This window comes from Paenibacillus sediminis, from assembly GCF_017873765.1.
GTDB classification, from domain to species: domain Bacteria; phylum Bacillota; class Bacilli; order Paenibacillales; family Paenibacillaceae; genus Paenibacillus_AG; species Paenibacillus_AG sediminis.
In genome coordinates this window covers 1,285,130-1,311,342 of the sequence record NZ_JAGGKP010000001.1, presented here as the reverse complement: position 1 = coordinate 1,311,342, position 26,213 = coordinate 1,285,130, and the positions used below count along the sequence as shown (strand labels likewise).

Annotated in this window: 25 protein-coding genes; all 25 read left to right on the top strand. The window is 43.3% G+C overall.

Annotated features, from left to right (window positions below):
- Positions 1-12 precede the first annotated feature (12 nt).
- The 25 genes from J2Z20_RS06330 to infB all read left to right on the top strand — a co-directional run bounded on the left by J2Z20_RS06330 (position 13) and on the right by infB (position 26,208).
- Positions 13-2,088, top strand: coding sequence for a chemotaxis protein CheA (locus tag J2Z20_RS06330; RefSeq protein WP_209846636.1), 2,076 nt, complete (start codon positions 13-15; stop codon positions 2,086-2,088).
- Positions 2,089-2,126: 38 nt separating this feature from the next.
- Positions 2,127-2,588, top strand: a complete 462-nt coding sequence (locus J2Z20_RS06325; RefSeq protein WP_209846634.1) for a chemotaxis protein CheW — start codon at positions 2,127-2,129, stop codon at positions 2,586-2,588.
- Positions 2,589-2,591: 3 nt separating this feature from the next.
- Positions 2,592-3,221, top strand: a complete 630-nt coding sequence (locus J2Z20_RS06320) for a chemotaxis protein CheC (RefSeq protein WP_209846632.1) — start codon at positions 2,592-2,594, stop codon at positions 3,219-3,221.
- The gene (locus J2Z20_RS06315) at positions 3,211-3,708 is read left to right on the top strand and encodes a chemotaxis protein CheD (RefSeq protein WP_209846630.1); all 498 of its coding nucleotides are present in this window, start codon (positions 3,211-3,213) and stop codon (positions 3,706-3,708) included. The genes J2Z20_RS06320 and J2Z20_RS06315 overlap by 11 nt, the downstream gene beginning before the upstream one ends.
- A gap of 2 nt (positions 3,709-3,710) precedes the next feature.
- Positions 3,711-4,133, top strand: coding sequence for a hypothetical protein (locus J2Z20_RS06310; RefSeq protein ID WP_209846628.1), 423 nt, complete (start codon positions 3,711-3,713; stop codon positions 4,131-4,133).
- Positions 4,134-4,148: 15 nt separating this feature from the next.
- Positions 4,149-4,937, top strand: coding sequence for a FliA/WhiG family RNA polymerase sigma factor (locus tag J2Z20_RS06305; RefSeq protein ID WP_209846627.1), 789 nt, complete (start codon positions 4,149-4,151; stop codon positions 4,935-4,937).
- A 48-nt stretch (positions 4,938-4,985) separates the two neighbouring features.
- Entirely contained in the window at positions 4,986-6,395 is a 1,410-nt protein-coding gene (locus tag J2Z20_RS06300; protein ID WP_209846625.1) for a flagellar assembly protein A, read from the top strand.
- A gap of 25 nt (positions 6,396-6,420) precedes the next feature.
- The gene (locus tag J2Z20_RS06295) at positions 6,421-6,747 is read left to right on the top strand and encodes a hypothetical protein (RefSeq protein WP_209846622.1); all 327 of its coding nucleotides are present in this window, start codon (positions 6,421-6,423) and stop codon (positions 6,745-6,747) included.
- Positions 6,748-6,791: 44 nt separating this feature from the next.
- Positions 6,792-7,367, top strand: coding sequence for a DUF6115 domain-containing protein (locus J2Z20_RS06290; RefSeq protein ID WP_245251882.1), 576 nt, complete (start codon positions 6,792-6,794; stop codon positions 7,365-7,367).
- Entirely contained in the window at positions 7,364-7,969 is a 606-nt protein-coding gene (locus J2Z20_RS06285; protein WP_209846619.1) for an endolytic transglycosylase MltG, read from the top strand. Before J2Z20_RS06290 ends, J2Z20_RS06285 begins: the two co-directional genes overlap by 4 nt.
- 228 nt (positions 7,970-8,197) lie before the next feature.
- The gene (rpsB, locus tag J2Z20_RS06280) at positions 8,198-8,896 is read left to right on the top strand and encodes a 30S ribosomal protein S2 (protein WP_209846616.1); all 699 of its coding nucleotides are present in this window, start codon (positions 8,198-8,200) and stop codon (positions 8,894-8,896) included.
- A gap of 123 nt (positions 8,897-9,019) precedes the next feature.
- Complete coding sequence (tsf, locus tag J2Z20_RS06275) at positions 9,020-9,670, top strand: translation elongation factor Ts (protein ID WP_209846613.1); 651 nt, start codon at positions 9,020-9,022, stop codon at positions 9,668-9,670.
- Positions 9,671-9,784: 114 nt separating this feature from the next.
- Positions 9,785-10,513 (top strand): UMP kinase, encoded by a 729-nt coding sequence (gene pyrH / locus J2Z20_RS06270; protein ID WP_209846610.1) that lies wholly within the window; start codon positions 9,785-9,787, stop codon positions 10,511-10,513.
- A complete protein-coding gene (gene frr, locus J2Z20_RS06265; RefSeq protein WP_209846607.1) occupies positions 10,513-11,067 on the top strand; it encodes a ribosome recycling factor in 555 nt (184 codons plus the stop codon). The genes pyrH and frr overlap by 1 nt, the downstream gene beginning before the upstream one ends.
- Positions 11,068-11,176: 109 nt before the next feature.
- Entirely contained in the window at positions 11,177-11,944 is a 768-nt protein-coding gene (locus J2Z20_RS06260; protein WP_209846604.1) for an undecaprenyl pyrophosphate synthase, read from the top strand.
- Positions 11,945-11,961: 17 nt separating this feature from the next.
- Positions 11,962-12,762, top strand: coding sequence for a phosphatidate cytidylyltransferase (locus tag J2Z20_RS06255; protein WP_209846600.1), 801 nt, complete (start codon positions 11,962-11,964; stop codon positions 12,760-12,762).
- A gap of 34 nt (positions 12,763-12,796) precedes the next feature.
- The gene (locus J2Z20_RS06250; RefSeq protein WP_209846597.1) at positions 12,797-13,942 is read left to right on the top strand and encodes a 1-deoxy-D-xylulose-5-phosphate reductoisomerase; all 1,146 of its coding nucleotides are present in this window, start codon (positions 12,797-12,799) and stop codon (positions 13,940-13,942) included.
- A gap of 122 nt (positions 13,943-14,064) precedes the next feature.
- Positions 14,065-15,330, top strand: a complete 1,266-nt coding sequence (gene rseP / locus J2Z20_RS06245; RefSeq protein WP_415640004.1) for an RIP metalloprotease RseP — start codon at positions 14,065-14,067, stop codon at positions 15,328-15,330.
- A 30-nt stretch (positions 15,331-15,360) separates the two neighbouring features.
- A complete protein-coding gene (gene proS, locus J2Z20_RS06240) occupies positions 15,361-16,812 on the top strand; it encodes a proline--tRNA ligase (protein ID WP_209846591.1) in 1,452 nt (483 codons plus the stop codon).
- A 104-nt stretch (positions 16,813-16,916) separates the two neighbouring features.
- The gene (locus J2Z20_RS06235; protein WP_209846588.1) at positions 16,917-21,233 is read left to right on the top strand and encodes a PolC-type DNA polymerase III; all 4,317 of its coding nucleotides are present in this window, start codon (positions 16,917-16,919) and stop codon (positions 21,231-21,233) included.
- A gap of 172 nt (positions 21,234-21,405) precedes the next feature.
- The gene (gene rimP, locus J2Z20_RS06230; protein ID WP_209846584.1) at positions 21,406-21,867 is read left to right on the top strand and encodes a ribosome maturation factor RimP; all 462 of its coding nucleotides are present in this window, start codon (positions 21,406-21,408) and stop codon (positions 21,865-21,867) included.
- Positions 21,868-21,900: 33 nt separating this feature from the next.
- A complete protein-coding gene (gene nusA, locus J2Z20_RS06225; protein ID WP_209846581.1) occupies positions 21,901-22,998 on the top strand; it encodes a transcription termination factor NusA in 1,098 nt (365 codons plus the stop codon).
- Positions 22,999-23,023: 25 nt separating this feature from the next.
- Positions 23,024-23,332 carry an RNase P modulator RnpM gene (rnpM, locus tag J2Z20_RS06220; protein ID WP_209846577.1) on the top strand — a complete coding sequence of 103 codons (309 nt, stop codon included), beginning with the start codon at positions 23,024-23,026 and terminating at the stop codon, positions 23,330-23,332.
- The gene (locus tag J2Z20_RS06215) at positions 23,325-23,648 is read left to right on the top strand and encodes a YlxQ family RNA-binding protein (protein ID WP_209846575.1); all 324 of its coding nucleotides are present in this window, start codon (positions 23,325-23,327) and stop codon (positions 23,646-23,648) included. The genes rnpM and J2Z20_RS06215 overlap by 8 nt, the downstream gene beginning before the upstream one ends.
- Positions 23,641-26,208 (top strand): translation initiation factor IF-2, encoded by a 2,568-nt coding sequence (gene infB / locus J2Z20_RS06210; RefSeq protein ID WP_209846572.1) that lies wholly within the window; start codon positions 23,641-23,643, stop codon positions 26,206-26,208. Before J2Z20_RS06215 ends, infB begins: the two co-directional genes overlap by 8 nt.
- Positions 26,209-26,213 lie beyond the last annotated feature (5 nt).

The window sequence follows — 26,213 nt, the reverse complement described above, 5'->3', positions numbered from 1 at the left end:
AGGTGTCTCTCGATGGACATGAATCAATATTTATCCATGTTTATTGATGAGTCGAATGATCATCTGCAGTCCTTAAACGAAAATATGCTTCAATTAGAAAGTAATCCGAATGATCTTGGTATCGTTCAAGTCATTTTCCGTTCTGCACATACACTAAAAGGTATGGCTGCGACGATGGGCTTTGAAGATTTGGCTTCCCTGACTCACCAAATGGAAAACGTGCTTGATTTGGTACGCAATGAGAAACTGGTCATGCAAGAGTTTATTTTTGATACTTTATTCAAAAGCTTAGATGCTCTTGAATCGATGGTACAAGATATTACTCAAGGCGGGGAAGGAAGAGCGGATGTCTCCTCTATTGTAGCTGCACTTCAGGCGATTGTACGCGGGGAGCTTGAGGCAGCTGTTACTGTTGAAGCGCCGAGCAGCACAAGTGAACAAACGATTCCGCTAGATGCGATTCAATTGGATGAGTATCAATACTCCGTATTGGAACAATCCATTACAGAAGGCCACCGTGTTCTATATTTGGAAGTTTCTATTCGTGAAGATTCCGCACTAAAAGCAGCCCGTGCATATATGGTGTTTGATGCTCTCGAGCGCTCTGGTGAAGTGGTTAAATCGTATCCTTCAGTTCAAGACATCGAACAAGAAAACTTTGAGCGCAGTTTTTCCCTCTATTACATAACCCAAAAAGAACCTGGTGATCTCGAAAGCATGATTGCTAATATTTCAGAGATTGATCAGGTCAAAGTCGTTTCTTTAGATCATGAATCTTTGAAACAAATGACGCAGCAATCTTCGAATGCAGCTCCTAAAAAGGCTGCGGAACCGAAAGCAGAAGCTGCAGAGAAAGCTAAAGCGTCAGCAGACAGTACATCCGCAAATGCGGCTCCAAAACAAAACAAGCCGAGCGGCAATGCGGCTGCTTCAGCACCTTCACGGACGATTCGCGTAGATATTGAACGTCTTGATGTGCTGATGAATTTGTTCAGCGAATTGTTAATCGATCGTGTCCGCTTGGAACAGCTTGCAAGTGAAATTAAGCGCCAAGACTTAACTGAGACGATCGAGCATATGACGCGTGTTAGCGCTGATTTGCAAAATATCGTATTGAAGCTCCGCATGGTTCCAGTTGATACGGTCTTCAATCGCTTCCCTCGCATGGTTCGTGACCTGGCGAAATCTCTGGATAAGAAAATTGATCTCATTATTACAGGGGCTGAGACAGAGCTTGATCGTACAGTTATTGATGAAATTGGCGATCCCCTGGTCCATCTTCTTAGAAATGCGGTTGACCATGGAGTTGAGTCTGTTGCTGATCGCGTAGCCGCTGGCAAATCAGATACGGGTACGGTTCATTTAAGAGCTTTCCATAGCGGCAATCATGTCTTTATTGAAATAGAAGATGATGGTGCCGGCATTTACAGAGATAAAATTGTAAATAAAGCTCTTAAAAATGGAATTGTTACTGAAGAACAGACAGCTGCAATGAGCGATGAAGAAGTATATCAACTGCTCTTTGCTCCAGGATTTAGTACTGCAGAGGTCATTTCAGATATATCTGGCCGCGGAGTAGGTCTCGACGTTGTTAAATCTAAGATTGCTTCGCTAGGCGGAAATGTAACGATCTTTTCTCAGCCTGGTAAAGGAACGAAATTCTCTGTTCAATTGCCGCTTACGCTCTCTATTATCGCTGCGATGCTCATCAAAATGGGGGATGAGAAATTTGCGATTCCGCTTTCCTCTATTGTTGAGACAGGCGCGATCAAACCGGATGAAATCCGTACCGTTCATGGTACGAAGATGATTGAGTACCGTAATTCACATATTCCATATATTTCGCTCAGCCGTTTCCTTGATGTTCCTAATTACGATGAAACAGGGGAAGAAGAAACGGAAATTGTTGTCATTCGTAAAGGCGATCGTATGGCAGCTTTAGCTGTGGACGATTTTATCGGTCAGAATGAAATTGTTATTAAAAATTTAGGAAAATATTTGCCGCAAATCCAAGGCATATCTGGCGCTACTATATTAGGAGACGGGCAAGTCGCACTAATTATAGACCCTAACAATATTATCAAGTAATCTCATGAATTACTGCTAAATCTAAGGAGGTTTTTCAAGTGGGAGAAGAGTTGAAAGTGATCGTCTTTAAACTAGGTCATGAAGAGTATGGGATTGAGGTTGACAAAGTTCGCAATATTGAACGTATGATGCCAATCACTCGTGTACCTAAAACATTTTCATTTGTAAAAGGCGTTATTAATCTACGCGGAGTTGTTATTCCTGTTATTGATTTACGCGGACGTTTCGGACTTCCTGAAAGTGAATATACAGACCAAACCCGTCTCATTATTGTAGCTGTTAACGAGATGGAAGTAGCCTTCATTGTTGACTCGGCGAACGATGTTATTGATCTGAATAGCGACAGCATTCAAACTCCTCCTGAAGTGGTGGGTGGAGTAAAAGCTAAATATTTAGATGGTGTTGCTAAAATCGGCGAGGATCGCTTGCTAATTATGCTCAATCTTTCAGAAGTATTGAATAAGAGTGAAATTATTCAACTAGAAAGTTTAGAGGACTAAGCTGTGAATCTCTTTAACGACTTTGAGGATCTTAAGTTAGACGTCCTAAAGGAAGTTGGCAATATTGGAGCGGGACATGCAGCAACTGCATTGTCTCGCCTCTTAGGTAAACCGATTGATATGGCAGTTCCCAAAGTTCAAATGCTTCCCTTTGAGCAAATTCCAGATAAGGTTGGCGGGGCTGAGCAAGTTGTTCTAGCAGTTTTCTTTCGTGTTGAAGGTGAGGCGCCAGGCAATTTGTTTTTTATTATGACGCCGCTGGCTGCCAAAAAACTTTTGCACCGATTAGCAGGCCTTGATGTCATTCAAGACGACACCTTCTCTGAAATGGAGCAGTCTGCGCTTGCAGAGATAGGCAACATTCTAGCAGGCTCTTATCTTTCATCACTTGCTGATTTCACGAAGCTGACTATGCTTCCTACGGTCCCGGCATTAGCCATGGATATGGCCGGTGCAATACTAAGTTACGGTTTGCTCCAATTTGGAGAAATGGGGGATGATGCGCTCCTCATCGATACGACATTTTTAGAAGGACATCATGAAGTGGAGGGACAGTTTTTTTTAATCCCGGACCCTCACTCTTTTGATAAAATTTTCGCATCTCTGGGAGTGCCTCTAACGAATGATAGATGAACACAACATTGTAAAAGTCGGAATGGCAGATTTAAATGTCGTACAGAACAGCGGGATTATACGTACGACGGGTCTTGGTTCTTGTGTAGGCGTGACACTGTATGATCCTGCGCTAAAAATTGGGGGTATGGCACATGTAATGCTGCCGTCTTCTGACATTGCTCGCGAAGGCACGCTGAATATAGCAAAGTATGCGGATACTGCGATCCCTGCTCTCTTAGAGCAATTGCAAAAGCTCGGAGCGAATAAAGAGCGAATCGTTGCTAAGATGGCTGGCGGTTCACAAATGTTCACTTTCGCAGGAAGCGGTGACTCGATGAGAATTGGACCGAGAAACGTGGAATCCTGCAAACAGAAGTTAGAACAATTAGGTATACCTGTCCTCGCAGAAGATACGGGAGGTAATTACGGACGCACGATCGAGATGGACTGCAATACAGGCATTTTATTCGTTCGCAGCGTACAGATGGGTGTAAAGGAATTGTAGAGATGAAAGGAAATATTCGCTTTAATATTATTTTCGGCGCGGTTGGTTTAATTTTTACGACAATTATTTCGGCTTCAAACAATCTGCTTACGACTAGTTTGTTGCGCGGACTAATCGCATTCGTCGTATGGTTTTTACTTGCTTTTGCAGTCAGATGGGTTTTTGGTATTTTGGAGACCGATTCACAACATTCTAAAGCAGCTCAGCATCATTCACAGACAACAGAGAGTGATCTCGGATCAAGACTTGACTTGACGACACCTGATGAAAGCGGTGAGTTGAATGAATTGCTAAAATCTCCAGTTGGCAAACAGGCAGGAAGCAATTCGTCATTTAAACCATTAACACCGCCGAAATTAATTTCGACAGCAAGTACAGATCCTGAAGAATTGGCCAAGGCCGTTCGTCACCTTACAGAAAACTAAGGAAGGTGAAAGCTATTGAACGAGCGAAAAACGTCCCATTTGAACTATCCCGACCTGTGGGAGAAGTGGAAGGAACATGGGGATCTGGAAGCAAAGAAGAAGCTCATAGAAAATTATTTATACATTGTAGATTATGTTTCTAGTCGTCTGGCCATTGGACTTCCGCGAAATGTTTCTAAAGATGATCTCGTTAGTAATGGCACAATGGGACTGATTGATGCACTGCATAAATTCGACTATCAAAGAGGACTTCAGTTTGAAACTTATGCTTCATGGCGAGTGAGAGGCTCTATACTAGATGGCTTGCGTCAAGGAGATTGGGTCCCTCGATCTGTCAGAGAAAAAGCGAAGAAGATTGAGGAAGCGTATCAACATCTTGAACAAAAATATTTAAGAACCGTTTCTGACGCTGAAATGTGCGAATATCTCGGAATGACAGAGAAAGAATTTCACCATGTGCTCCAAGAGGTAGCCGTCATGAGTCTATGCTCGTTAGAGGATCCGATTCGAGAGGAAGAATCGGAGACGAGAATGTCGATTCTCGTAGATGAGAAGGCCAGAAATCCGGATTATAAAGTCAATGAATCTTATCTAAAGGAATCTCTAATTAAAGGTATAGAGAAGTTGACGGAGAAAGAACGAATTGTTGTCTCTCTCCTTTATTACGAGGATTTATCATTAAGCGAAATAGCAGAAGTGATGCAATTGTCTCCTTCACGCATTTCGCAGCTGCATTCAAAAGCAATTCTACGGCTGAGAGGAAGTCTAGAAAAACAACGAGACTTACTGCTTCAGAATGACTAATACAGTTTGCCTTACTTTTAAATAGAAATGGAAAGGGGGAATTAATTAATGTCTGAGCAATTTCCACTAGATCAATATTTAAGTATTACTTTTTCTCAAGATAAGAGTATTGCTTATATTCAATTTGTTAAACGCGACGAACAGTTCAAATGCTCGGTGTCAGATCTTGAGCAATTCATCCGAAAAAACGAAGTCATCCATGGTCTGCAGCAAGATACGGTGAAGTGTATTGCTGAAAATCCAGAAGAATACTTTTTTAGCAGAACCCCCATTGCGATCGGCCAAGAGCCGGTAAATGGACAAGATGGCAGCATTCGTATGATTACGGATATTAATGAGAAGGAACATAGGCCGCTAGAGTCAGAGGATGGAAAAGTAGATTACAAGGAGCTTGTTAAGCTCAACAATGTACGTAAGGGTCAATTGATTGCAGAAAGAATTCCGTCAGTTCCGGGTATTAATGGTATCGCTGTAACTGGAGAGCCGATTCCATATAAACCAGGCAAGGAAGCTCAATTTAAAGTTGGCAAAAATGTTGTTGTTAATCCGGAAAATACGGCGATGTACGCTGCAATCGATGGTCTTATTACGAAGACGGAAAAAGGAAAAATTAATGTTTTCCCGATCTATGAAATTAACGGCGATGTGGACTATAGCATCGGCAACATTGATTTTGTCGGAACTGTTGTTATACGCGGTAATGTGCTTACTGGTTTCCGGATTAAAGCAGATGGTGATATTCGCGTCATTGGCGGGGTGGAAGGGGCTGAGCTTGAGGCTGGAGGATCGGTCGAAATTTCAGGAGGCATTATCGGCTACAATAAAGGCTATGTAAAAGCACAACAGAATGTTAAAAGCTCGTTTATTCAAGATGGGCAAGTACAAGCAGGCGGAGATATCATTGTATCACAAAGTATACTCCATTCTAATATTCGTGCTGGCAAAGACGTAATGTGTAATGGTGCCAAAGGGCTTATCGTCGGAGGTAACATTCAGGCAGGGGAGCGAGTGCTCGCAAGAACGGTCGGTAATTCTATGTCCACAGCAACAGTTATTGAAGTAGGGGTTTTACCAGACCTAAGAAATGAGTTGACAGAGCTGCGGGCGCAATTAAAACTGCAAATGGAAAATATGGACAAAACGGATAAGGCGCTGAATCTGCTTGATCAACTTGCTCTATCTGGACACCTTCCGCCGGATAAACTGGCACTGCGCATTAAATTGACGGCTACCAAAAAGTCTAATCTAGCAGAAGAAGCTGCGATCAAAGATCGAATTTTGGCGATTGAAAAAGAGCTTGAAGATGTAGGAAAAGCACGGGTTGATATCATTAATACGATATACGGCGGAGCTAAGATCGTGATCGGCAGATATACAAAATACATAAAAGATCCTGTACAGCGTATCTCTTTCCGTTATAAAGACGGAGATATATCCATGACTGCTTTCTACATGTAATCCTTGATTACACTGGGGTGATGATATGAGTATGAAGCCTGTAGAATTGCAAATTGCAGTACCGCGTACGCACGACGCAGGTCGTCTTCAAAATGAACAGCAGCACAGGCCGATGAATGATCAGCATTTGCTTGCTGGGCAAAATGTGAAGGAGGCCGATGAACTGCGGAGGCGAAGTACTGAAGTGAATGAATCGGTCAACAACTCGATTCGAGAAGATGACAGGCAGCAATCATCACAACAAGGCTCTTCTCATCGTTCACGGAAGCAAGGTCAAGAAGCTGAATCTGATAAGACTGTAAATGCTGCGGAACATCCTTATAAAGGGAAGCATATTGATTTTTCTCTTTAATACATGTTCAACACCAAATTGACATAACAAAAAAGGTGATCATATTGTCTTTTAATGCACCATGGTTCTATATTGTAGTTCTTGGCGCCATAGCCATTGTATACGCTATGAAACTGCCTAAGAAAAATTTAGACACATTCGATTCTGCTGACATCGTTAAGGAAGTGGAAACTACACTCGAACATTACATGTCTGAAATCGAACAAGAAAATGAACAACTTGTAAATTTGATTGGTCAAATGAAACAAGAAACGACAGCCAAACAACTGTCACTTCAAGATCAGGTTACAGAATTGCGTCAACGAGTGGTTACACTTGAACAACAAACCGCACAAGCGGAATCACGCAATCGTATGCTTGAAGCGGCTATGGTTCAAACGGCATCATCGATGGAACAGACTGAGACAGTCGCTGTCCAGGCAGAGTCTCCATCATTAGAAATCGCAACTACCGAAGATACTGCTGCTGAGAAGCACGATACTATAAAAAGCCGTTACCCAGAGCTATTCGACTTATATGAGCAGGGTAAATCGGTTGATTTAATTGCGAAGACTACGGGTCTCCCGCGGGGCGAAGTACAGTTAATTCTACAGCTCGCGAAACAGGAGGTGTCTTTGTGATTAAAAATCGTTCATTTGTAGTGGGGCTCGGAAGCGGTTTGATTATTGGCGCTGTTTTGCTGCAGTTAATGCTTATCGGTCAAGGCCAAGTTCGAGTAGATACGAATCAGGGCGAAGAGCTGATGACGAAGGAACAACTAGAAGAGCAAGCGGCAAAGCTTAACTTAAAAGTGGTTTCTCCTGATGATGAGGGGAGAGCAAATGCGAAAGATACACAGACTGCGAAAGGGAATGAGCAGACGAAGCAGGTAGAAGAACCGAATAAGCCTGCATCACCTGATTCTCCAAAGAGCAGTCAGCCTGTAAACAATTCAGCTGAGCAGCAATCTCCCAAGTCACCTGAAGCGGCGACGAAACCAGTGGCACCAGCCCCGCCAAAGAAAGAGAATAATGTAAGCTACACGATCAAATCTGGAAGTACACTGCAAGATTTAGCTAGTGGACTAGCCACTGCTGGTGTAATCAAAGATAAGGAAGCTTTTCTAAAACAAGCGACCTCGCGAAAGATTAACTCCAAAATACGTGCGGGTTCCTACTCGTTCGTGGCCGGAGAAAAATACAGTTCCATTATTCAAAAAGTTACGACAAAACCGTCTAGGTGATGTAAAATTGCCTTACGGTTTTTTAGTATGAAAATGAAAGTGGAACATCACTGGAAATACGAATAAACTGTGTTGCATCCGCTTTTCAGTTATGGTATATTAATTGACGGTGTTAAAAACACACGCTGATTAATTTCGTTAAGGGTGCTCGTTACATGACGAGTCTTAGCGGAAAATGACGTCAGCGGAGGGATTACACAAAAACCAAAACTTAGGAGGTGCGTGAAGATGGCAGTAATCTCCATGAAACAGCTACTAGAAGCTGGGGTTCACTTCGGTCACCAAACTCGCCGTTGGAATCCAAAAATGGATCGTTATATCTTCACTGAAAGAAACGGTATTTACATCATTGACTTGCAAAAAACAGTCAAAAAGGTAGAAGAAGCTTATAACTTCGTGAAATCTGTTGCAGAAGAAGGCGGCACAATTCTTTTCGTTGGTACGAAAAAACAAGCGCAAGATTCTGTGAAAGAAGAAGCTGAACGCAGTGGTCAATTTTACATCAACCAACGTTGGTTAGGTGGTACGTTGACTAACTTCCAAACCATTCAAAAACGTATTGATCGTTTGAAACAACTTGAAACTTGGGAAGAAGACGGTACATTTACAGTGCTTCCTAAAAAAGAAGTTATCATTCTCCGCAAAGAGAAAGAACGTCTTGAGAAATTCCTCGGCGGAATTAAAAATATGAAAGGCTTGCCTAGCGCGTTGTTCGTTATCGACCCTCGCAAAGAGCGTATTGCAGTTGCAGAAGCTCGTAAACTTGGCATTCCAATCGTGGGTATCGTAGATACAAACTGCGATCCAGATGAAATCGATTATGTAATTCCGGGTAACGACGATGCGATCCGTGCAGTAAAACTTCTTACTGCTAAAATGGCAGACGCAGTGATCGAAGCTAACCAAGGCGAAGAAACAATTGCTTAAGTCGAAGCCGTGGCAAATGATTTGTGATTGAATTAAATGAAAAGGGTGGCTGGTAGGTGTGAAACCTCTCACTGCCCTTTTTTTAAAGTGAAAATGTTTAAAACTAATTTGGAGGGAAATATAATGGCAGTAAGTGCAAGCGCGGTAAAAGAACTACGTGAAAAAACAGGCGCCGGAATGCTTGATTGCAAAAAAGCGTTGGAAGAAGCAAATGGTGATTTGACAAAAGCAGTTGAATTGCTTCGTGAAAAAGGTTTGGCAGCAGCAGCTAAAAAAGCTGGACGCGTAGCAACAGAAGGCGTTGTAGAATCTTACATTCACGCTGGCGGACGTATCGGCGTATTAGTAGAAGTGAACTGCGAAACTGACTTCGTAGCTAAAACAGATCAATTCAAAGAATTCGTTCGTGACATCGCAATGCACATTGCAGCGAGCAGCCCACTGTTCGTTCGTCGTGAAGAAGTTCCTCAAGAAGTGCTTGATAAAGAAAGAGAAATTTTGCGTGCTCAAGCGTTGAACGAAGGCAAACCAGAGAAAATTGTTGATAAAATGGTTGAAGGCCGTATCAGCAAATACTTTGAAGAAAACTGCTTGATGGACCAATCTTTCATTAAAGACCCAGACAAAACGATTGCAACTCTTCTTAACGAAAAAATCAGCACGATCGGTGAAAACATCTCCATTCGTCGCTTTGTTCGTTACGAACTTGGTGAAGGTCTTGAGAAGAAACAAGATAACTTCGTAGAAGAAGTTATGGCACAAGTGAATCAATAATTTTGACTTGTTTTGCGAGTCAATGATGAACATAATATAATAAATAGGAATTAGGATGGAACACGCCCGTGTTCCTTCTTTTTTAAGAGTGGTATGAAAGTGGAGGGTATACAATTGGAACAACCTGTATATAAACGTGTTGTCTTGAAGGTTAGCGGGGAGTCGCTCGCAGGTCAAAATGGGTACGGCATTGATGCGGAAACCATTGCTTCGATTGCAGAACAAGTAAAAGAAGTCGTGGAACTTGGTGTACAAGTAGCGATCGTATGCGGCGGTGGAAATATTTGGCGCGGTATCGCTGGCAGTGCAAGCGGTATTGATCGTGCTACAGCCGATTACATGGGTATGCTCGCAACGGTTATGAACTCGCTCGCACTTCAGGATGCTTTGGAACAAATCGATGTGCCTACTCGAGTACAGACGTCGATTTCCATGCAGCAAATTGCCGAGCCATATATTCGTCGTAGAGCTATTCGTCATTTGGAAAAAGGTCGTGTCGTTATTTTTGCTGCGGGTACAGGTAACCCGTTCTTCTCAACAGATACGACAGCTGCGCTGCGTGCAGCAGAAATTGAAGCAGAAGTGATTCTCATGGCCAAAAATAAAGTTGACGGCGTATACTCTGCAGATCCTTTCAAAGATGCAACTGCTGAAAAATACGACCAATTAACATATTTGGATGTGCTGAATAAAAACTTGGGAGTTATGGATTCCACTGCTTCTTCCCTCTGCATGGACAATGATATCCCGCTCATTGTATTTGCTATTACTGAAAAAGGAAACATTAAACGTGTTGTCCAAGGTGAAAAAATTGGAACGATTGTCAAAGGGAGTGTAGACTAATGCCACAAGAGATTAAGAAAAATGCTGAAGAACGGATGGATAAAGCCATCCAAGCATTGAAACGTGATCTTGCTACGCTGCGTGCTGGGCGTGCGACTCCATCTTTATTAGATCGTATTCAGGTAGAATATTACGGTTCCTTGACTCCTCTAAATCAGCTGGCTAATATAAATACCCCTGATTCTCGCACGCTGTTAATTCAGCCGTGGGATAAATCATCCCTTGCTGATATTGAGAGAGCAATTATGAAATCCGATCTCGGATTGACACCGGCAAATGACGGTTCAACAATTCGTTTGACGATTCCACCGCTTACTTCAGAACGTCGTGCAGAACTTGTGAAATTAACGAAGAAATTCGGTGAAGAAGCGAAAGTCGCTATTCGAAATATCCGCCGTGATGCGAACGATGACATCAAGAAGAAAGAAAAAACGGAAATTTCTGAAGATGAGTCCCGCAGACATCAAGATGATATTCAAAAAGTGACAGACAAATTTATCGCGGAAGTCGATAAAATACTCGCTGCTAAAGAAAAAGAGATCATGGAAGTATAATAGACTTGCGGCCCCTCCAATTGGTGGGGTTATGTCTTTTTTCGTGAACTAGCGTCTGCTGTATATAGGTGGCAATAGAGTTTTATTACCGATCTTTGGGGGAAATGGAATGATCAACAGGCTTCGATCTTGGTGGAAACAAGAACAAAAGCAAACTGAACTGAGCATATCTGCGGATAATATTCCACAGCATGTTGCTATCATCATGGATGGAAACGGGCGGTGGGCCAAAAGGCTTGGATTACCGCGCGTTGCCGGCCACCAAAATGGAATGAAAGCGGTCAAGCGTACGACTATTGCGGCGGATGAGCTTGGAATTAAATATTTAACTTTATATGCTTTTTCGACGGAGAATTGGAAACGTCCGAAGGATGAAGTTGATTTTCTGATGCGTCTTCCTCAAGAATTTCTAAAACTTGAACTAGAAGAACTTATGGAGAAGAATGTAAGGATTCAGATGATGGGGCTCGAAAATAATTTACCACAGCACACGCTTAATGCCATGAATGAAGCAGCTGAACGAACAGCGAACAATACGGGGCTCGTTCTTACATTCGCCCTAAACTACGGAAGCCGCAATGAAATTACGGAGAGCATGAGATCCATAGGTGCAAAGATTGCAGACGGCAGCCTCTCAGTGGATGATATTACGGAAGAGTTGATTCAATCTCATCTGCTGTCCAGCAATTTGCCGGATCCTGATCTGCTTATTCGTACAAGCGGTGAGCTGAGATTAAGTAACTTTATGTTGTGGCAGCTGGCATACAGTGAGCTGTGGTTTACGAATATATATTGGCCTGAATTTAAAAAGAAACATTTAATTGAAGCAGTAGCCGAATATCAGCGGCGTACGAGACGTTACGGAGGATTGTTATAGCGGGGAGGATGTAAGTCGTGAAACAACGTATTACTACTGGAATCATTGCAGGAGGAGCGTTTTTATTACTCTGCCTGCTTGGCGGTCTTTGGTACCATTCGCTCCTTCTAGTTATGGCTTTGATCGGATACTATGAATTTGTACGAATGACGAAGCTCTCCCCGTTCGGAGCTGTTGCAATGATCGGATACGTGGGTGTTCTCATGTTCATTTTCCCTTGGAAATTGCTTCATGTACCGTTGCCGTTTCCTTTGGAACATGGGTTGTGGGTGTTCATGCTGCTGTTTCTTGTTTTTACAGTTACAAGCAAAAATGTATTCAACATCAAACACGCTGCCCTTATGTTTATAGGAATGGTGTATATTGGTGTTGGATTTTCATATATTGCAGAGTCGAGAAATACAGATGATGGACATGGATTATTCTGGACGTTCCTTTTGCTAGCGTCCATTTGGGCGAGTGATGCAGGGGCGTATTTTACTGGTAAATTTATAGGTAAGCATAAGTTGTGGCCGGCAATTAGCCCGAACAAGACCGTTGAAGGCGCCGCAGGAGGAGTTATTATTGCAGTAATTGTTGCAGTCATATTCTCGGTTATCTCACCTGATCTACTCTCTTTTGGCAGAGCGTGTGCAATTGGATTTATCGCTGCTGTCGTTGGACAAATGGGTGACCTTGTTCAATCAGCATATAAACGCGTCTACGACATTAAAGATTCAGGTAACATACTTCCTGGTCATGGAGGGATTTTAGATCGCTGCGACAGTTGGCTGACGGTGTTTCCTTTGATACATATACTTATGTTATTGCCTTATTGATTGTATGATCTAATTCATGAAACCGAGGTGCACAATGAAGAAAATAGCGATCCTTGGATCTACGGGTTCTATCGGTACTCAGACGCTTGATGTAGTGGCGATGCATCCTGAACAATTTCAAGTTGAAGGATTGGCAGCCGGTTCGAATATTGAGTTGCTCCTTGAGCAGGTTACAAAATTTAATCCTAAAAAGGTATCTGTCGCGACAAAAGAGTTAGCTGACCAGTTAAAACCACAGTTGCCAGCAGGGACAAAAATATATTACGGGGATGAAGGATTAATTGAAGTTGCTGCGGAAACGGACAGCGAATTCGTCGTTACGGCAGTCATGGGCAGTATGGGACTTCCTTCCACGTTAGCTGCTATTGAAGCGGGTAAAACGATTGGGCTCGCTAACAAAGAGACGCTTGTAACTGCGGGACATCTCGTTACGGCACTTGCGAAGAAGAAGGGCATTAGGCTGCTTCCGATCGATAGTGAACATTCGGCTATTTTCCAATGTTTGAATGGGGAAGATGCAAGCAGCATTCGGCAAATTACGTTGACGGCTTCTGGAGGTTCGTTTCGCGATTTGACCAGGGAACAGCTCCAGCATGTAACAGTTGAAGATGCTCTCAAACATCCAAACTGGTCGATGGGCTCCAAAATTACAATTGATTCGGCAACGATGGTCAACAAAGGACTTGAAGTCATTGAAGCTCACTGGTTGTTTGGACTGCCTTATGAGCAAATTGGTGTCCTTCTTCATCCTGAGAGCATTATCCATTCCTTTGTTGAGTTTAGGGACAGCAGTATTATTGCTCAATTAGGCAACCCGGATATGAGAGTGCCTATTCAATATGCACTGACATATCCTGAACGCTGGTCTTCACCGTCTAGCCGGCTTTCGCTGGCACAGGTCGGTAAACTGAATTTTAAAGAGATGGATTTTGAACGGTTCCCTTGTTTAAGATTAGCGTTTGAGTGTGGTAAAATGGGAGGGACTGCCCCAACCGTGTTTAATGCAGCAAACGAGATCGCTGTGTCGCGCTTTTTGCGAAGAGATATTTCGTTTTTGCAAATCGAATCGATTATTGAAGATGTGCTCAGTAAGCACCAAGTTCAATCTGAACCCGATTTAATGGTCATCCAAGAAGCTGATCATTGGGCAAGACAACTGGCAACGGAGTGGAAGCAATAATCATCAATCCTTCATGAGAAGCTCCGAAAATAGTGATTCTCTTGTGCGGGACCTTAGAATAATGATAATCTAGAAGGACATACTGCGACCCCTGCACTTGAAGGAGGCTGTGACCATTGGAAATGCTAAGAACCATTTTTTTGACTGTACTATTATTTTTTGTCATTGTCACTGTGCATGAATGGGGGCATTATTATTTTGCCAAACGTGCCGGTATTTTAGTTCGTGAGTTCGCGATTGGATTCGGTCCGAAGCTTTTTTCCTATAAAAAAGGGGAAACAAGATTTACTCTTCGTTTGCTTCCTTTTGGCGGGTTTGCACGAATGGCCGGAGAAGATCCGGAAATTGTACAGGTTAATCAGGGGCAGACGATTGCAGTAAGACTAGCGGGCGATGAAGTGAAGGCGATCTACTTAGATCAACTGGACAATCGCAGAAATGTAATCCGCGGTGAAGTGGAAAGTGTTGATCTTACAGAGAAACTTTCGATGGAACTTAACGTGGACGGTGAAATTCAGAAACTAAGAGTGCATCCTCAGGCTGTCATGATAGCCAAAGGGCAGGAGACGCAAATCGCTCCTAAAAACAGACAATTTTCTAGTAAAACGGTTGGGCAAAGGGCGCTTGCTATTTTCGCAGGGCCTGCGATGAACTTTGTGCTCGCCTTTGTATTGTTTGCTGCTTACATTCAAATGGTTGGTATTCCGGTAAATAACCCTACTTACGTTCAAATCGGTAATATTACGAAGGGTATGCCGGCTGATGAAGCGAATCTTCGTAAAGGGGATATCATTGAGACGATCAATGGTATACACATTGGTGCTGATTATAAAAAGATGATTGAACTTATTTCCGCCTCGAAGAATAAGCCTATGGAATGGACGGTACGTCGTGGAGATCAAGAGTTTAAACTAACGATCACGCCGCGGGAAATGAAAGGCGAGGAAGGCGGCAAAGTTGGCATTACGCCAGAGCTTCCTACAAGGCGTGCAACACTTTGGGAGACGATAAGCGGATCTTCTGAAGCGATGGTAAGTACGACGAAGATAATTTTTCAAGGGTTTGCTCATGTCATCGCCCAATTTTCAATAAATGATCTGGGTGGTCCAGTAAGGACAGCACAAGTAACAGGGGAAATAGCGCAGCGGGGGTTTGATCAGCTTACTTATTGGGCAGGTATTCTTAGTTTGTATTTAGGAATTTTCAATTTGCTGCCCATTCCGGCGATGGATGGAAGCAGACTTGTGTTCCTTGGCGTTGAAGCAGTTCGCGGCAAGCCGATTGATCCGAATCGTGAAGGGATGGTTCATTTTATCGGTTTTGCAATGCTGTTTTTACTCATGCTCGCTGTAACATATAATGATATTTTACGATTAATTAACGGATAATTTAGCATTTATGGGAGGACATCCATTTTTATGGCAAACGACGATAAACAATTTGTGACTGAGATTACACCGCAGCAGGAAGATTTCTCTCGTTGGTATATCGATGTCATTAAGAAAGCAGATTTGATGGATTATTCACCAGTTCGGGGTTGCATCGTATTCAAACCGGACGGTTTTGAAATTTGGGAACATATCCAAAGTGAGCTGGACAGACGTTTTAAAGAAACTGGTCACCGGAACGCTTACTTCCCAATGTTCATTCCAGAGAGCTTCTTTCAAAAAGAGAAAGAGCATGTGGAAGGCTTTAATCCTGAGCTTCCATGGGTAACTGAAGCAGGAGGCGAGAAGCTTGAAGAGCGTCTTGCTATTCGTCCAACTTCGGAAACGATGATCGGCCATATGTATCAGAAATGGATTCAATCCTATCGTGATTTGCCAGTACTTATTAACCAATGGGCCAACGTAGTTCGCTGGGAGAAACGTACACTTCCGTTTCTGCGTACTAGTGAATTCCTCTGGCAAGAAGGTCATACAGCGCACGAAACGGAAGCAGAGGCTCGTGAAGAAACGATGCAAATGCTCGAGATCTATCGTGATTTTGTAGAAAACTTCTTGGCCATTCCTGTTATTATGGGTCAGAAGACACCATCAGAGAAATTTGCGGGTGCGGTAGATACTTATTCCATCGAAGCGATGATGAAAGATGGACGTGCTGTTCAAGCCGGTACATCTCACTATTTAGGAACGAACTTCGCGGAGGCTTTTGAGATTAAATATTTAAGTCGTGACAATACTCAAGAATTCGTTCATACGACTTCTTGGGGCGTAAGTACAAGACTGATCGGATCCATGATTATGGTACACGGTGATGATCGCGGTCTTGTGCTGCCGCCGAAGGTTGCACCAAAACAAGTCATGATTATTCCAATTGGTCCTCCTAAAACAAGAGATGCAGTTGTTGCTCTAAGCGATCAATTGTTCACTGAACTCAAAAAAGCAGGCATTCGCGTTGGCATTGATGATCGAGCAGATGTCCGTCCAGGTTGGAAGTTCAACGAATATGAAATGCGCGGAATTCCGATTCGTCTTGAGATTGGTCCTCGCGATATGGAAAATGGCGTGTGTGTTCTTGTATCTCGCATTAGCGGTGAGAAAAAGACGGTAGAGCTAAGCAACCTTGTCGCTGAAGTGAAAGCTCTTCTGGAGCAAATTCATCAAGAAATGTTCGAACGTGCAAAACAATTCCGTGAAGATCATTTCTATTCAGTGGACACGCTTCAAGAAATGAAAGATAGCATGGAAGAGAAACGTGGATTTACGCTTGCAGGCTGGTGCGGATCTGAAGCTTGTGAGAAAAAAGTGAAGGAAGAGACGGGAGCAACTAGCCGTAACATTCCTTTCAAACCAGCTGAAGTGAAGCATACTTGCATTTCATGCGGACAAGCTGCTAAACATACCGTAGTCTTTGCCAGAGCGTACTAAACGTATGAAATGAAGCGAAAGCTTCTGATGAAGATGAGTCAATGGGCAAGAAGCCCGGGTTCTTTCTTTGACAGAAGCTTTTCTTTTTGTAAGGGGAGGGAAACATGAGCAGCGTAGGGGAGAAAAGAACGCGTTTTGAGTTGTTAATGAAACAAGCACAAGTTCCTTCAAGTATGATTGATCCATATTTTATGGATGGATATATAGATCATGTTGAAATCAGTAAGAGCAATAAAGACTGGACCATTGTCATTGCTAAAGATTCGCTTGTACCTGCACAAGTATTCCGAACATTTTGTTTGCATATTCAAGAGCGGATGAACCATATTGCAAAAATTCGGTTTATATTCCGCTACAGCGAGGCGGTTCAGCCTGCGAGTATCGTTAGAGAATATTGGAAACTGTTCATCGAATGGGTTCAACGCGAAATCCCTTCTGTTAACGGCTGGATGGCGCGGGCGAAACATGAAGTGGAGGGCGATCTCGTCTTCGTTACGATGACGGATTCGACTTCCTTGGAGCTTGCTCGTAAAAAGCAGATTGACCAAGCTATCATTTCTTTCTTTGAGCAATTTTTTACACTCTCGCTAAGAGTTAAGCTGCAGGTCGGTGAGACTAGTAATGAAGTATATGATGAATTTAGGCAGCGCCAAGAGCAAGAAGAACGAGAAGTCATTAAACAGATGATGACGATGATAGAAGCTGAAGTCAAGAAGGAAGATGAAGACACTAGCAATTTGAAGCTGCAAATCGGGTATGACATCAAAGATGAACCGGTTCCGATTATGCAAATTCAAGATGAAGAGAAAAAGGCAACCATTCAAGGGACAATCTTTGGGCTGGAGCAGAAAGAATTGCGTAACGGCAGCACGCTGTTTACGTTCTTTCTGACAGATTTCAGTGATTCCTTGCAAATGAAGATGTTCGCGAAGAACAAAGAAGATCTTAAAGTAATGAGCCTGCTTGCAAATGGCAAATGGATTAAGGCACGCGGACGAGTTGAATATGACCGGTTCATGCAAGTGCCAGAGCTCGTTATGATTCCTTCTGATTTAATAGAGGTTCAAGCGCCGCCTTCTCGCAAAGATAATGCACCTGAGAAACGTGTTGAATTTCATTTGCACACGACAATGAGCACGATGGACGCTGTTACGTCCATAGATGATTATATTAAAACAGCAGCAAAGTGGGGGCATAAAGCCATTGCTGTTACCGATCATGGCGGTATACAGAGCTTTCCTGAAGCAGCGAAAGCTGCGAAGAAAAACGGGATCAAAATGATCTACGGCGTTGAAGCTAATGTCGTCGATGACGGTGTACCTGTTGTCATTAATGAGTCGCCTATAGATCTGAAGTCGGCAACATACGTCGTATTTGATATCGAGACAACAGGTTTGTCGTTTACGCAGAACAACATTACAGAAATTGCCGCGGTTAAGATCCAAGACGGTAAAGAAATCGATCGGTATTCTACCTTCGTAAATCCGCATGAGAAAATTCCTTATCATATTCAGCAACTTACGAATATCACAGATGAAATGGTTAAGGACGCACCGGATGTTGAGCCTGTTCTGGAGAAGTTTATGGAGTTTTCTAAGGACGCTATTCTTGTAGCTCATAACGCAAGGTTTGATACAGGATTTATTCAGACGATTTTGAAAAGATCCGGCATGCCTCAGCTGACAAATCCGATACTTGATACGCTCGAACTTGCTAGATTGTTGTTCCCGACGATGAAGAATCACCGGCTGAACACGCTCGCCGATAAGTATAAAGTATCGCTTGAAAATCATCACCGGGCTATCGATGATACGATTGCTCTGAGCGGTATTCTCCTTGGACTGCTTCAAGATGCTGAGAAAATGTTAGGCATTACGATGCTTGATCGATTGAATGACTATGTCGGTAAAGATTTGTCTAATGCTCGTCCTTTCCATTGCGGCATTTATGCGCTGAATATGACAGGCAAAAAAAATCTGTATAAGCTGGTCTCCTTGTCTCATACCGAATATTTCAAACGAGTACCGACGATTCCAAAATCGAAACTGAAGGAATTAAGAGAAGGGCTCCTCATCCTTTCCGGTTGTGAGAAGGGCGAGTTTTTCGAAGCGGTGCTTAATAAATCGGTAGAAGAAGCGGAGCAGATTGCAGAGTTCTACGATGTCCTAGAAATTCAACCTTTAACGATGTATATGCATCTCGTTGATAAAGGGCTCGTTGGAAGTGTCGAAGAAATAAAGACAGCAATTAAGAAAATATATGATATGGGCAAAAAATTGAACAAGCCTGTTGTAGCAACAGGAAATGTTCACTATTTAGACCCTCGTGATAAGCTGTTCCGGGATATTACGATACACGGTATTACTGGGTTTAGCCCGCTCAAAGATATTCGTAAGCCAGACGCTCATTTTCGCACGACGGAAGAAATGCTTGAGGAGTTTAAATTTTTAGGCGAATCTGAGGCTTATGAAGTAGTCATAACAAATACGAGTGAGCTTGCTGATCGTTTTGAAGAATTGGAACTGTTCCCTACGAAGCTGTTTACACCGATTATTGAGGGAGCGGACGAAGAAATTCGGACGAAATGCTATAATACGGCCAAATCCATTTACGGTGAAGAGCTTCCAGAAGTTGTCGTTAAGCGCCTTGAGAAAGAGCTGGAACCGATTATTAAATACGGATTCTCTGCCAACTACCTTATTTCAGAACGTCTTGTAAAGAAATCGAATCAAGACGGATATCTCGTTGGTTCACGGGGATCTGTCGGATCTTCTGTCGTTGCAACATTTTTGGGCATTTCCGAAGTAAACCCTCTGCCTGCTCATTACATTTGCAGAAATCCGGAATGTAAGTATAGCGAATGGTTCCTTGACGGCAGTGTGCCGAGCGGATTTGACCTTCCGGATAAGGAATGTCCGAAATGCGGAGAGATGCTGAAAGGTGACGGGCAGGATATTCCGTTTGAAACGTTCCTTGGCTTTAAAGGGGACAAAGTTCCCGATATCGATTTGAACTTCTCAGGTGAATATCAGCCGACTGCACATAACTACACCAAAGAAATTTTCGGTGAGAAGAACGTGTTTCGTGCCGGAACCATTGGTACCGTTGCAGAGAAAACAGCATTTGGTTATGCGAAGAAATATGAAGAAGACCATCATAAAAAATGGCGCAGCGCCGAGCTTAATCGTCTTGCAGCGGGTTGTACGGGAGTTAAACGAAGCACAGGACAGCATCCAGGCGGTATCGTTGTCGTGCCGGATTATATAGAAGTTGAGGATATTACTCCTGTACAATACCCGGCTGATGATACGAGCTCTGAATGGAAAACAACACACTTTGATTACCATGCATTCGACGCGAACTTGCTTAAGCTCGATATTCTCGGACACGATGATCCGACGATGATGCGGATGCTTCAGGATTTAACGGGTGTCGATCCAACGACGATTCCGATGAATGATCCTAAAGTGATGAGTATGTTTAACTCGGTTGAAGCGCTTGGCGTAACACCTGAACAAGTCCGTACACCTGTTGCTACGTACGGCATCCCGGAAATGGGTACAAAGTTCGTTCGGCAGATGCTTGTTGAATCTAAACCTTCATCTTTCGCCGACTTGCTGCAAATTTCAGGACTGTCTCACGGAACGGGAGTATGGCTTGGCAACGCGCAAGAACTAATAAAGAACGGCACTTGTAACATTAAGACCGTTATCGGCTGTCGTGACGATATTATGCTTTTCTTAATTTATAAAGCAGGAATGGATGCGAGTCTTGCCTTTAAAATAACCGAGAGTGTTCGTAAAGGGAAGGGGCTTACACCAGAGTGGATTGAAGAGATGAAGAAATGCAATGTGCCGCAGTGGTATATTGATTCTTGCCTTAAAATTCAGTACATGTTCCCGAAAGCCCATGCTGCCGCATACGTTATTTCAGCGGTTCGCACAGCATATTTCAAGCTGTACTACCCTATTGAGTACTATGCAACGTACTTCTCTGTGCGGGGTGAAGATTTCGATATTGAGCTATGCGTTCAAGGTTACGATGCTATCTATCGGAAGATTGAAGAGATTGAGCAGAAAGGTTTCCAAGCGACAACCAAAGAGAAGAACAGTCTTCCAATTCTTGAAATGGCGCTGGAAATGACCGCACGTGGATTCCATTTTAAAGGGCTCGATTTATATCGTTCAGAAGCAACAAGATTTGTTGTTGACGGAGACTCATTAATCCCTCCATTCTCTGCGTTGCAAGGGATTGGTGAGAATGCTGCTCGCAACATTGCAGCTGCACGGGAAGCGGGAGAATTTCTGTCTATTGAAGACTTCCAGCAAAAATCGAAAGCAAGTAAGACGATTATTGAACTTCTTACTCAAATGGGATGCTTCCGCGGTCTGCCAGAGAGCAATCAGCTTTCGTTGTTCTAAGGCTAGCAAGACGTGATGAGTCAAGTACTCACACTTGTCAGTGATTCCAGACTATGTTATAATTTTCTTAGTAATCATGGAGATAAAACCGTTGCTGAAAAGAGTGGGGAAACCCACTCTTTACTCTTTGGTATATACGATATGCAATTGATACACATGGAGGGTTGTACGTTTGAGCACACCGAAGATAAAAGAGACCGTGGAAGCAATGGTCCAACCATTTTTGGATGAGAATGGATTTGAACTCGTAGATGTGGAATATGTGAAGGAAGGAAAAAACTGGTTTCTGCGTGTTTTTGTAGATAAAGAAGGCGGCATTGACATTGATGACTGCGGGCGAATTAGCGAATATTTAAGCGAAAAGCTCGATGAGACCGATCCTATTCCAGATGCCTATTTTCTTGAAGTATCTTCACCAGGAGCTGAGCGTCCGCTTAAAAAGCCGGAAGATGTTCGCAAGGCAGTAGGTAAAGATGTATATATTACTACATACGAGCCGGTTGACGGCCTTAAGGAGTTTGAAGGCCAGCTTCTTTCCTTTGAAAACGATGAAGTTGTAGTTCGTGTAGGTAAGAAGCAGCACACGATTCCGTATGCTAAAGTCGCTAGTGCAAGACTAGCTATCATTTTTTAATTTGAAACGAATGGAAGGGGGAGCTTGAGGCAAATGAGTATGGATTTTATTGAAGCCTTAAATGATTTGGAAAGGGAAAAAGGGATTAGTAAAGAGATTTTGTTTGAGGCCATTGAAGCTGCCTTAATCTCCAGTTACAAACGCAACTTCAATACGGCTCAAAATGTGCGTGTGGATATGAATCGAAGCACAGGCCAAATCAAAGTTTTTGCGCGTAAATTAGTCGTTGAAGAGGTGCTCGATCCTCGCACGGAAATTTCGCTTCATGCAGCACGCGAGATCAATCCGAATTTCCAACTCGACGACGTGGCTGAAATTGAAGTGACACCTCGCGACTTTGGACGTATTGCGGCTCAAACTGCAAAACAAGTAGTAACGCAGCGGATTCGCGAAGCAGAGAGAGGACTTATTTACGATGCTTTTGTGGATAAAGAAGAGGATATTGTAACAGGCACCGTGCAACGTCAAGATATGCGCAATATTTACGTTGATCTAGGGAAGATCGAAGCTGCTCTCCCGCTGAACGAACTTATGCCAAATGAGAAGTTCAAACAAAGCGAAAGAATTAAAGCTTATATCACGAAAGTAGAGAACACGACGAAGGGACCGCAAATTATGCTGTCTCGTACGCATCCAGGGCTCCTTAAACGTTTGTTCGAGCTCGAAGTGCCTGAAATTTTCGACGGTGTTGTTGAAATTCGTTCTGTAGCCCGCGAAGCTGGTTATAGATCCAAAATAGCGGTTTACTCCCGCAACCCTGAGGTAGATCCTGTAGGTTCTTGTGTAGGACCTAAAGGACTTCGTGTTCAGACGATTGTGAACGAACTGCGCGGTGAGAAGATCGATATTGTTCGTTATTCTGACAATGTGGAAGAGTACGTAGCTAATGCGCTTAGTCCATCGAAAGTACTCGAAGTTCAAGTGTTTGAACAGGAGAAAATGGCTCGCGTAATCGTGCCGGATTACCAATTGTCGCTTGCTATTGGCATCAAAGGTCAAAACGCGAGATTGGCCGCTAAATTGACAGGCTGGAAAATTGACATCAAGAGTGAAAGTCAGGCGGAACAAGAGTTCGGCAGACCGAAGACATCTACCGATGAAATGCATCAGGATTCCGTCTCTGTCGAGTAATTAGAGCAAGACAGGGGGTTGTCATATGAAGGCTAGAAAGGTGCCGCTGCGCAAATGCGTTGCTTGTCAGCAAATGATGCCGAAAAAGGAACTTATTCGCGTTGTTAAAACTCCTGATGATGAAGTGCTTATTGATTTGTCAGGTAAAAAGTCTGGGCGCGGAGCGTACCTGTGCGGCAAAGTATCTTGTTTTAAATTGGCACAAAAAAATAAATCACTTGATCGAGCATTAAAACATCAAGTGAAACCGGAAATTTATGAGCAACTTGCCCAAGATTTCATCTCTGTCGAAGATGAATTTATCGCAGCGAAAGAGAGAGACGGCGATGAATAATTTGCTGTCACGTTTGGGGCTTGCTATGAGAGCTGGCAAAGTTGTAAGCGGAGATGAACTTGTACTAAAAGCCATCCGCTCTTCTGAAGCGAAATTGGTTATTGTTGCTGGGGACGCCTCACCTAATACACAGAAGAAATTTCGCGATAAATGCGCGACGTATAAAGTCCCCCTAGTGATCGGTTTTGATCGGGAAAGACTGGGCACAAGCGTTGGAAGACCCGAGCGGGTTGTTATTGCGTTAACAGATCAAGGGTTCGCAGATATGATTCGCAAACAAATGGGTACTACGTCGGAGGTGGAGTATATTGAGTAAACAAGAAAACAAGGAAAAGCTTCGGGTTTATGAATACGCCAAATCGCTTAATATGAGCAGCAAAGAAATTATTACCATTCTTAAACGATTGGATATTCCTGTCAATAACCATATGAGTGTTATGGAGAATGACGCCGTAGCTCGTGTGGAACAGTTTTTTAAAGATATTAAAAACAATGCTGCTGCAAAGCGTGAAGGTGGAGCGGGTGCGCCTGTACTAACACAGTCCATTGCGAAAGAAGCGACTGTTAATCATTTTACTCAGAGCCTTCAAGTTGAGGCCGGCACCCTAGAGGGGAACAGAAGAGAGGGCGTTCGTCCTGAGCAGCCGAAGAGACAGGATAATCACGTTAGACAGAATCGTGACGGCGGCCAAGGACAGTCTAAAAATCAACAGGAAAAGCAGGTAAGTATGAATAAACCAACACAAAACAATACCAAAGAAACGCAGAATCGACCGCAAGGCGGTCATGATTCTCGAAGAAATCAACAGTCAACTGGGTCACAACAAGGACAGCATAAAGCACCTCATCAAGGAGGGGGTCAACGTCAACAGACAAGCTCAGCGCGTCCCAACCCAGTGCAAACTAACAATATCGCGGCTAAAGCAAATACAGCTGTCGTTGATACGGAAGATATAGAAACACCAGTAAAAAGCAAAGCACCGAAGAAACCTTTCAAACCAAATCAACGCGGCAACGATGATAATAACGCACGAATCAATAACAACTTTAAAAATCGCGGCGGTAAAAACAACCGCGGCGGCAGAGGTCAGCAGGCCCAACCTCCGCGTGAGAAAATCGACAACACACCTAAGAAAATTATTGTTCGGGGCACGATGACTGTTGGTGAGACAGCCAAACTGCTCCATAAAGATGCTTCTGAGGTCATCAAAAAGCTGATCTCTATGGGCGTTATGGCTACAATTAACCAAGAGCTTGATATTGATACCATTTTGCTTCTAGCTGCTGAATTTGGTGTAGAAGTAGAAGTGAAAATTCCGGTCGAGGAAGATCGCTTTGAGACGGTTGAAGAAGTCGACAATGAAGCCGATTTGAAAGAACGTCCGCCGGTTGTGACGATTATGGGTCACGTTGACCACGGTAAAACGACACTTCTTGATGCGATTCGTTCTACAAATGTAACGAGCGGAGAAGCTGGCGGTATTACGCAGCATATCGGTGCGTATCAAGTAGAAATCAACAACAAGAAAATTACATTCCTTGATACTCCAGGCCACGAAGCGTTTACGCTTATGCGTGCACGCGGTGCGCAAATTACGGACATCACCATTATTGTCGTTGCGGCAGATGACGGTGTTATGCCTCAGACCGTTGAAGCGATTAGCCATGCTAAAGCTGCAGGTGTGCCAATCATCGTTGCAGTGAACAAGATTGATAAACCAGATGCAGATCCCGATCGTGTGAAACAAGAACTTACCGAATATGAACTCGTTCCGGAGGAATGGGGCGGAGATACGATCTTTGTTAACGTTTCTGCGAAACAAAGAATGGGTCTTGAAGAGCTTCTGGAAATGATTCTGCTCGTGGCAGAGGTAAATGAATTTAAAGCAAATCCAAATAAACGTGCTCGCGGTACAGTTATCGAGGCAGAACTGGATAAAGGTCGCGGTCCTGTAGCTCGTGTGCTTGTACAGCATGGTACATTGAAAGTTGGAGACGCGTTTGTTGCAGGTAACTGCTTTGGACGTGTTCGTGCTATGGTGAATGATAAAGGCCGCCGTTTGAAAGAGGCAGGTCCTTCTACACCGGTTGAAATTACCGGCCTGACAGAAGTGCCGCAAGCAGGCGATCCGTTTATGGTGTTCGAAGATGAACGTAAAGCTCGGTCTATCGCTGAGAAACGTGCCATTACACAGCGTCAATCTGAACTTGGTTCGAACACACGTGTGACACTGGACGATTTGTTCAAACATATCAAAGAAGGCGAAATCAAAGATTTGAACGTCATTATTAAAGCTGACGTACAAGGTTCTGTTGAAGCGCTCAAAGGCTCACTTGAGAAGATTGAAGTCGAAGGCGTACGCGTGAAAATCATTCACAGCGGAGTAGGTGCGATTACCGAGTCCGATATTATTTTGGCGACTGCTTCCAATGCAATTGTCATCGGATTTAACGTTCGACCTGATAATCAAGCCAAAGCAACAGCAGAACAAGAAAAAGTTGATGTTCGTCTGCACCGTGTCATTTACAACGTGATCGAAGAAATCGAACAAGCGATGAAAGGTATGCTTGATCCGGTTTATAAAGAAAATGTGATCGGTCATGCTGAAGTACGCAATACATTTAAAATCAGCAAGGTCGGTACCATTGCTGGATGTATGGTTACTTCAGGTAAGATTACACGTACTGCCGAAGCGCGTCTTATCCGTAATGGTATTGTCATCTACGAAGGTAAAATCGATACATTAAAACGTTTCAAAGATGATGCCAAAGAAGTGGCTCAAGGGTATGAATGCGGTATTACTTTGGAAAATTATAATGACATCAAAGAAGGCGATGTCATTGAAGCATTTGTAATGGAAACGGTGGAGCGCTAAGCGTT

Coding starts and splice junctions, on each gene's coding strand:
- J2Z20_RS06330 (WP_209846636.1), top strand. CDS start 13: ATGGACATGAATCAATATTTATCCATGTTTATTGATGAGTCGAATGAT.
- J2Z20_RS06315 (WP_209846630.1), top strand. CDS start 3,211: ATGATAGATGAACACAACATTGTAAAAGTCGGAATGGCAGATTTAAAT.
- J2Z20_RS06310 (WP_209846628.1), top strand. CDS start 3,711: ATGAAAGGAAATATTCGCTTTAATATTATTTTCGGCGCGGTTGGTTTA.
- J2Z20_RS06300 (WP_209846625.1), top strand. CDS start 4,986: ATGTCTGAGCAATTTCCACTAGATCAATATTTAAGTATTACTTTTTCT.
- J2Z20_RS06295 (WP_209846622.1), top strand. CDS start 6,421: ATGAGTATGAAGCCTGTAGAATTGCAAATTGCAGTACCGCGTACGCAC.
- rpsB (WP_209846616.1), top strand. CDS start 8,198: ATGGCAGTAATCTCCATGAAACAGCTACTAGAAGCTGGGGTTCACTTC.
- tsf (WP_209846613.1), top strand. CDS start 9,020: ATGGCAGTAAGTGCAAGCGCGGTAAAAGAACTACGTGAAAAAACAGGC.
- frr (WP_209846607.1), top strand. CDS start 10,513: ATGCCACAAGAGATTAAGAAAAATGCTGAAGAACGGATGGATAAAGCC.
- J2Z20_RS06260 (WP_209846604.1), top strand. CDS start 11,177: ATGATCAACAGGCTTCGATCTTGGTGGAAACAAGAACAAAAGCAAACT.
- J2Z20_RS06250 (WP_209846597.1), top strand. CDS start 12,797: ATGAAGAAAATAGCGATCCTTGGATCTACGGGTTCTATCGGTACTCAG.
- rseP (WP_415640004.1), top strand. CDS start 14,065: ATGCTAAGAACCATTTTTTTGACTGTACTATTATTTTTTGTCATTGTC.
- proS (WP_209846591.1), top strand. CDS start 15,361: ATGGCAAACGACGATAAACAATTTGTGACTGAGATTACACCGCAGCAG.
- J2Z20_RS06235 (WP_209846588.1), top strand. CDS start 16,917: ATGAGCAGCGTAGGGGAGAAAAGAACGCGTTTTGAGTTGTTAATGAAA.
- nusA (WP_209846581.1), top strand. CDS start 21,901: ATGAGTATGGATTTTATTGAAGCCTTAAATGATTTGGAAAGGGAAAAA.
- rnpM (WP_209846577.1), top strand. CDS start 23,024: ATGAAGGCTAGAAAGGTGCCGCTGCGCAAATGCGTTGCTTGTCAGCAA.
- J2Z20_RS06215 (WP_209846575.1), top strand. CDS start 23,325: ATGAATAATTTGCTGTCACGTTTGGGGCTTGCTATGAGAGCTGGCAAA.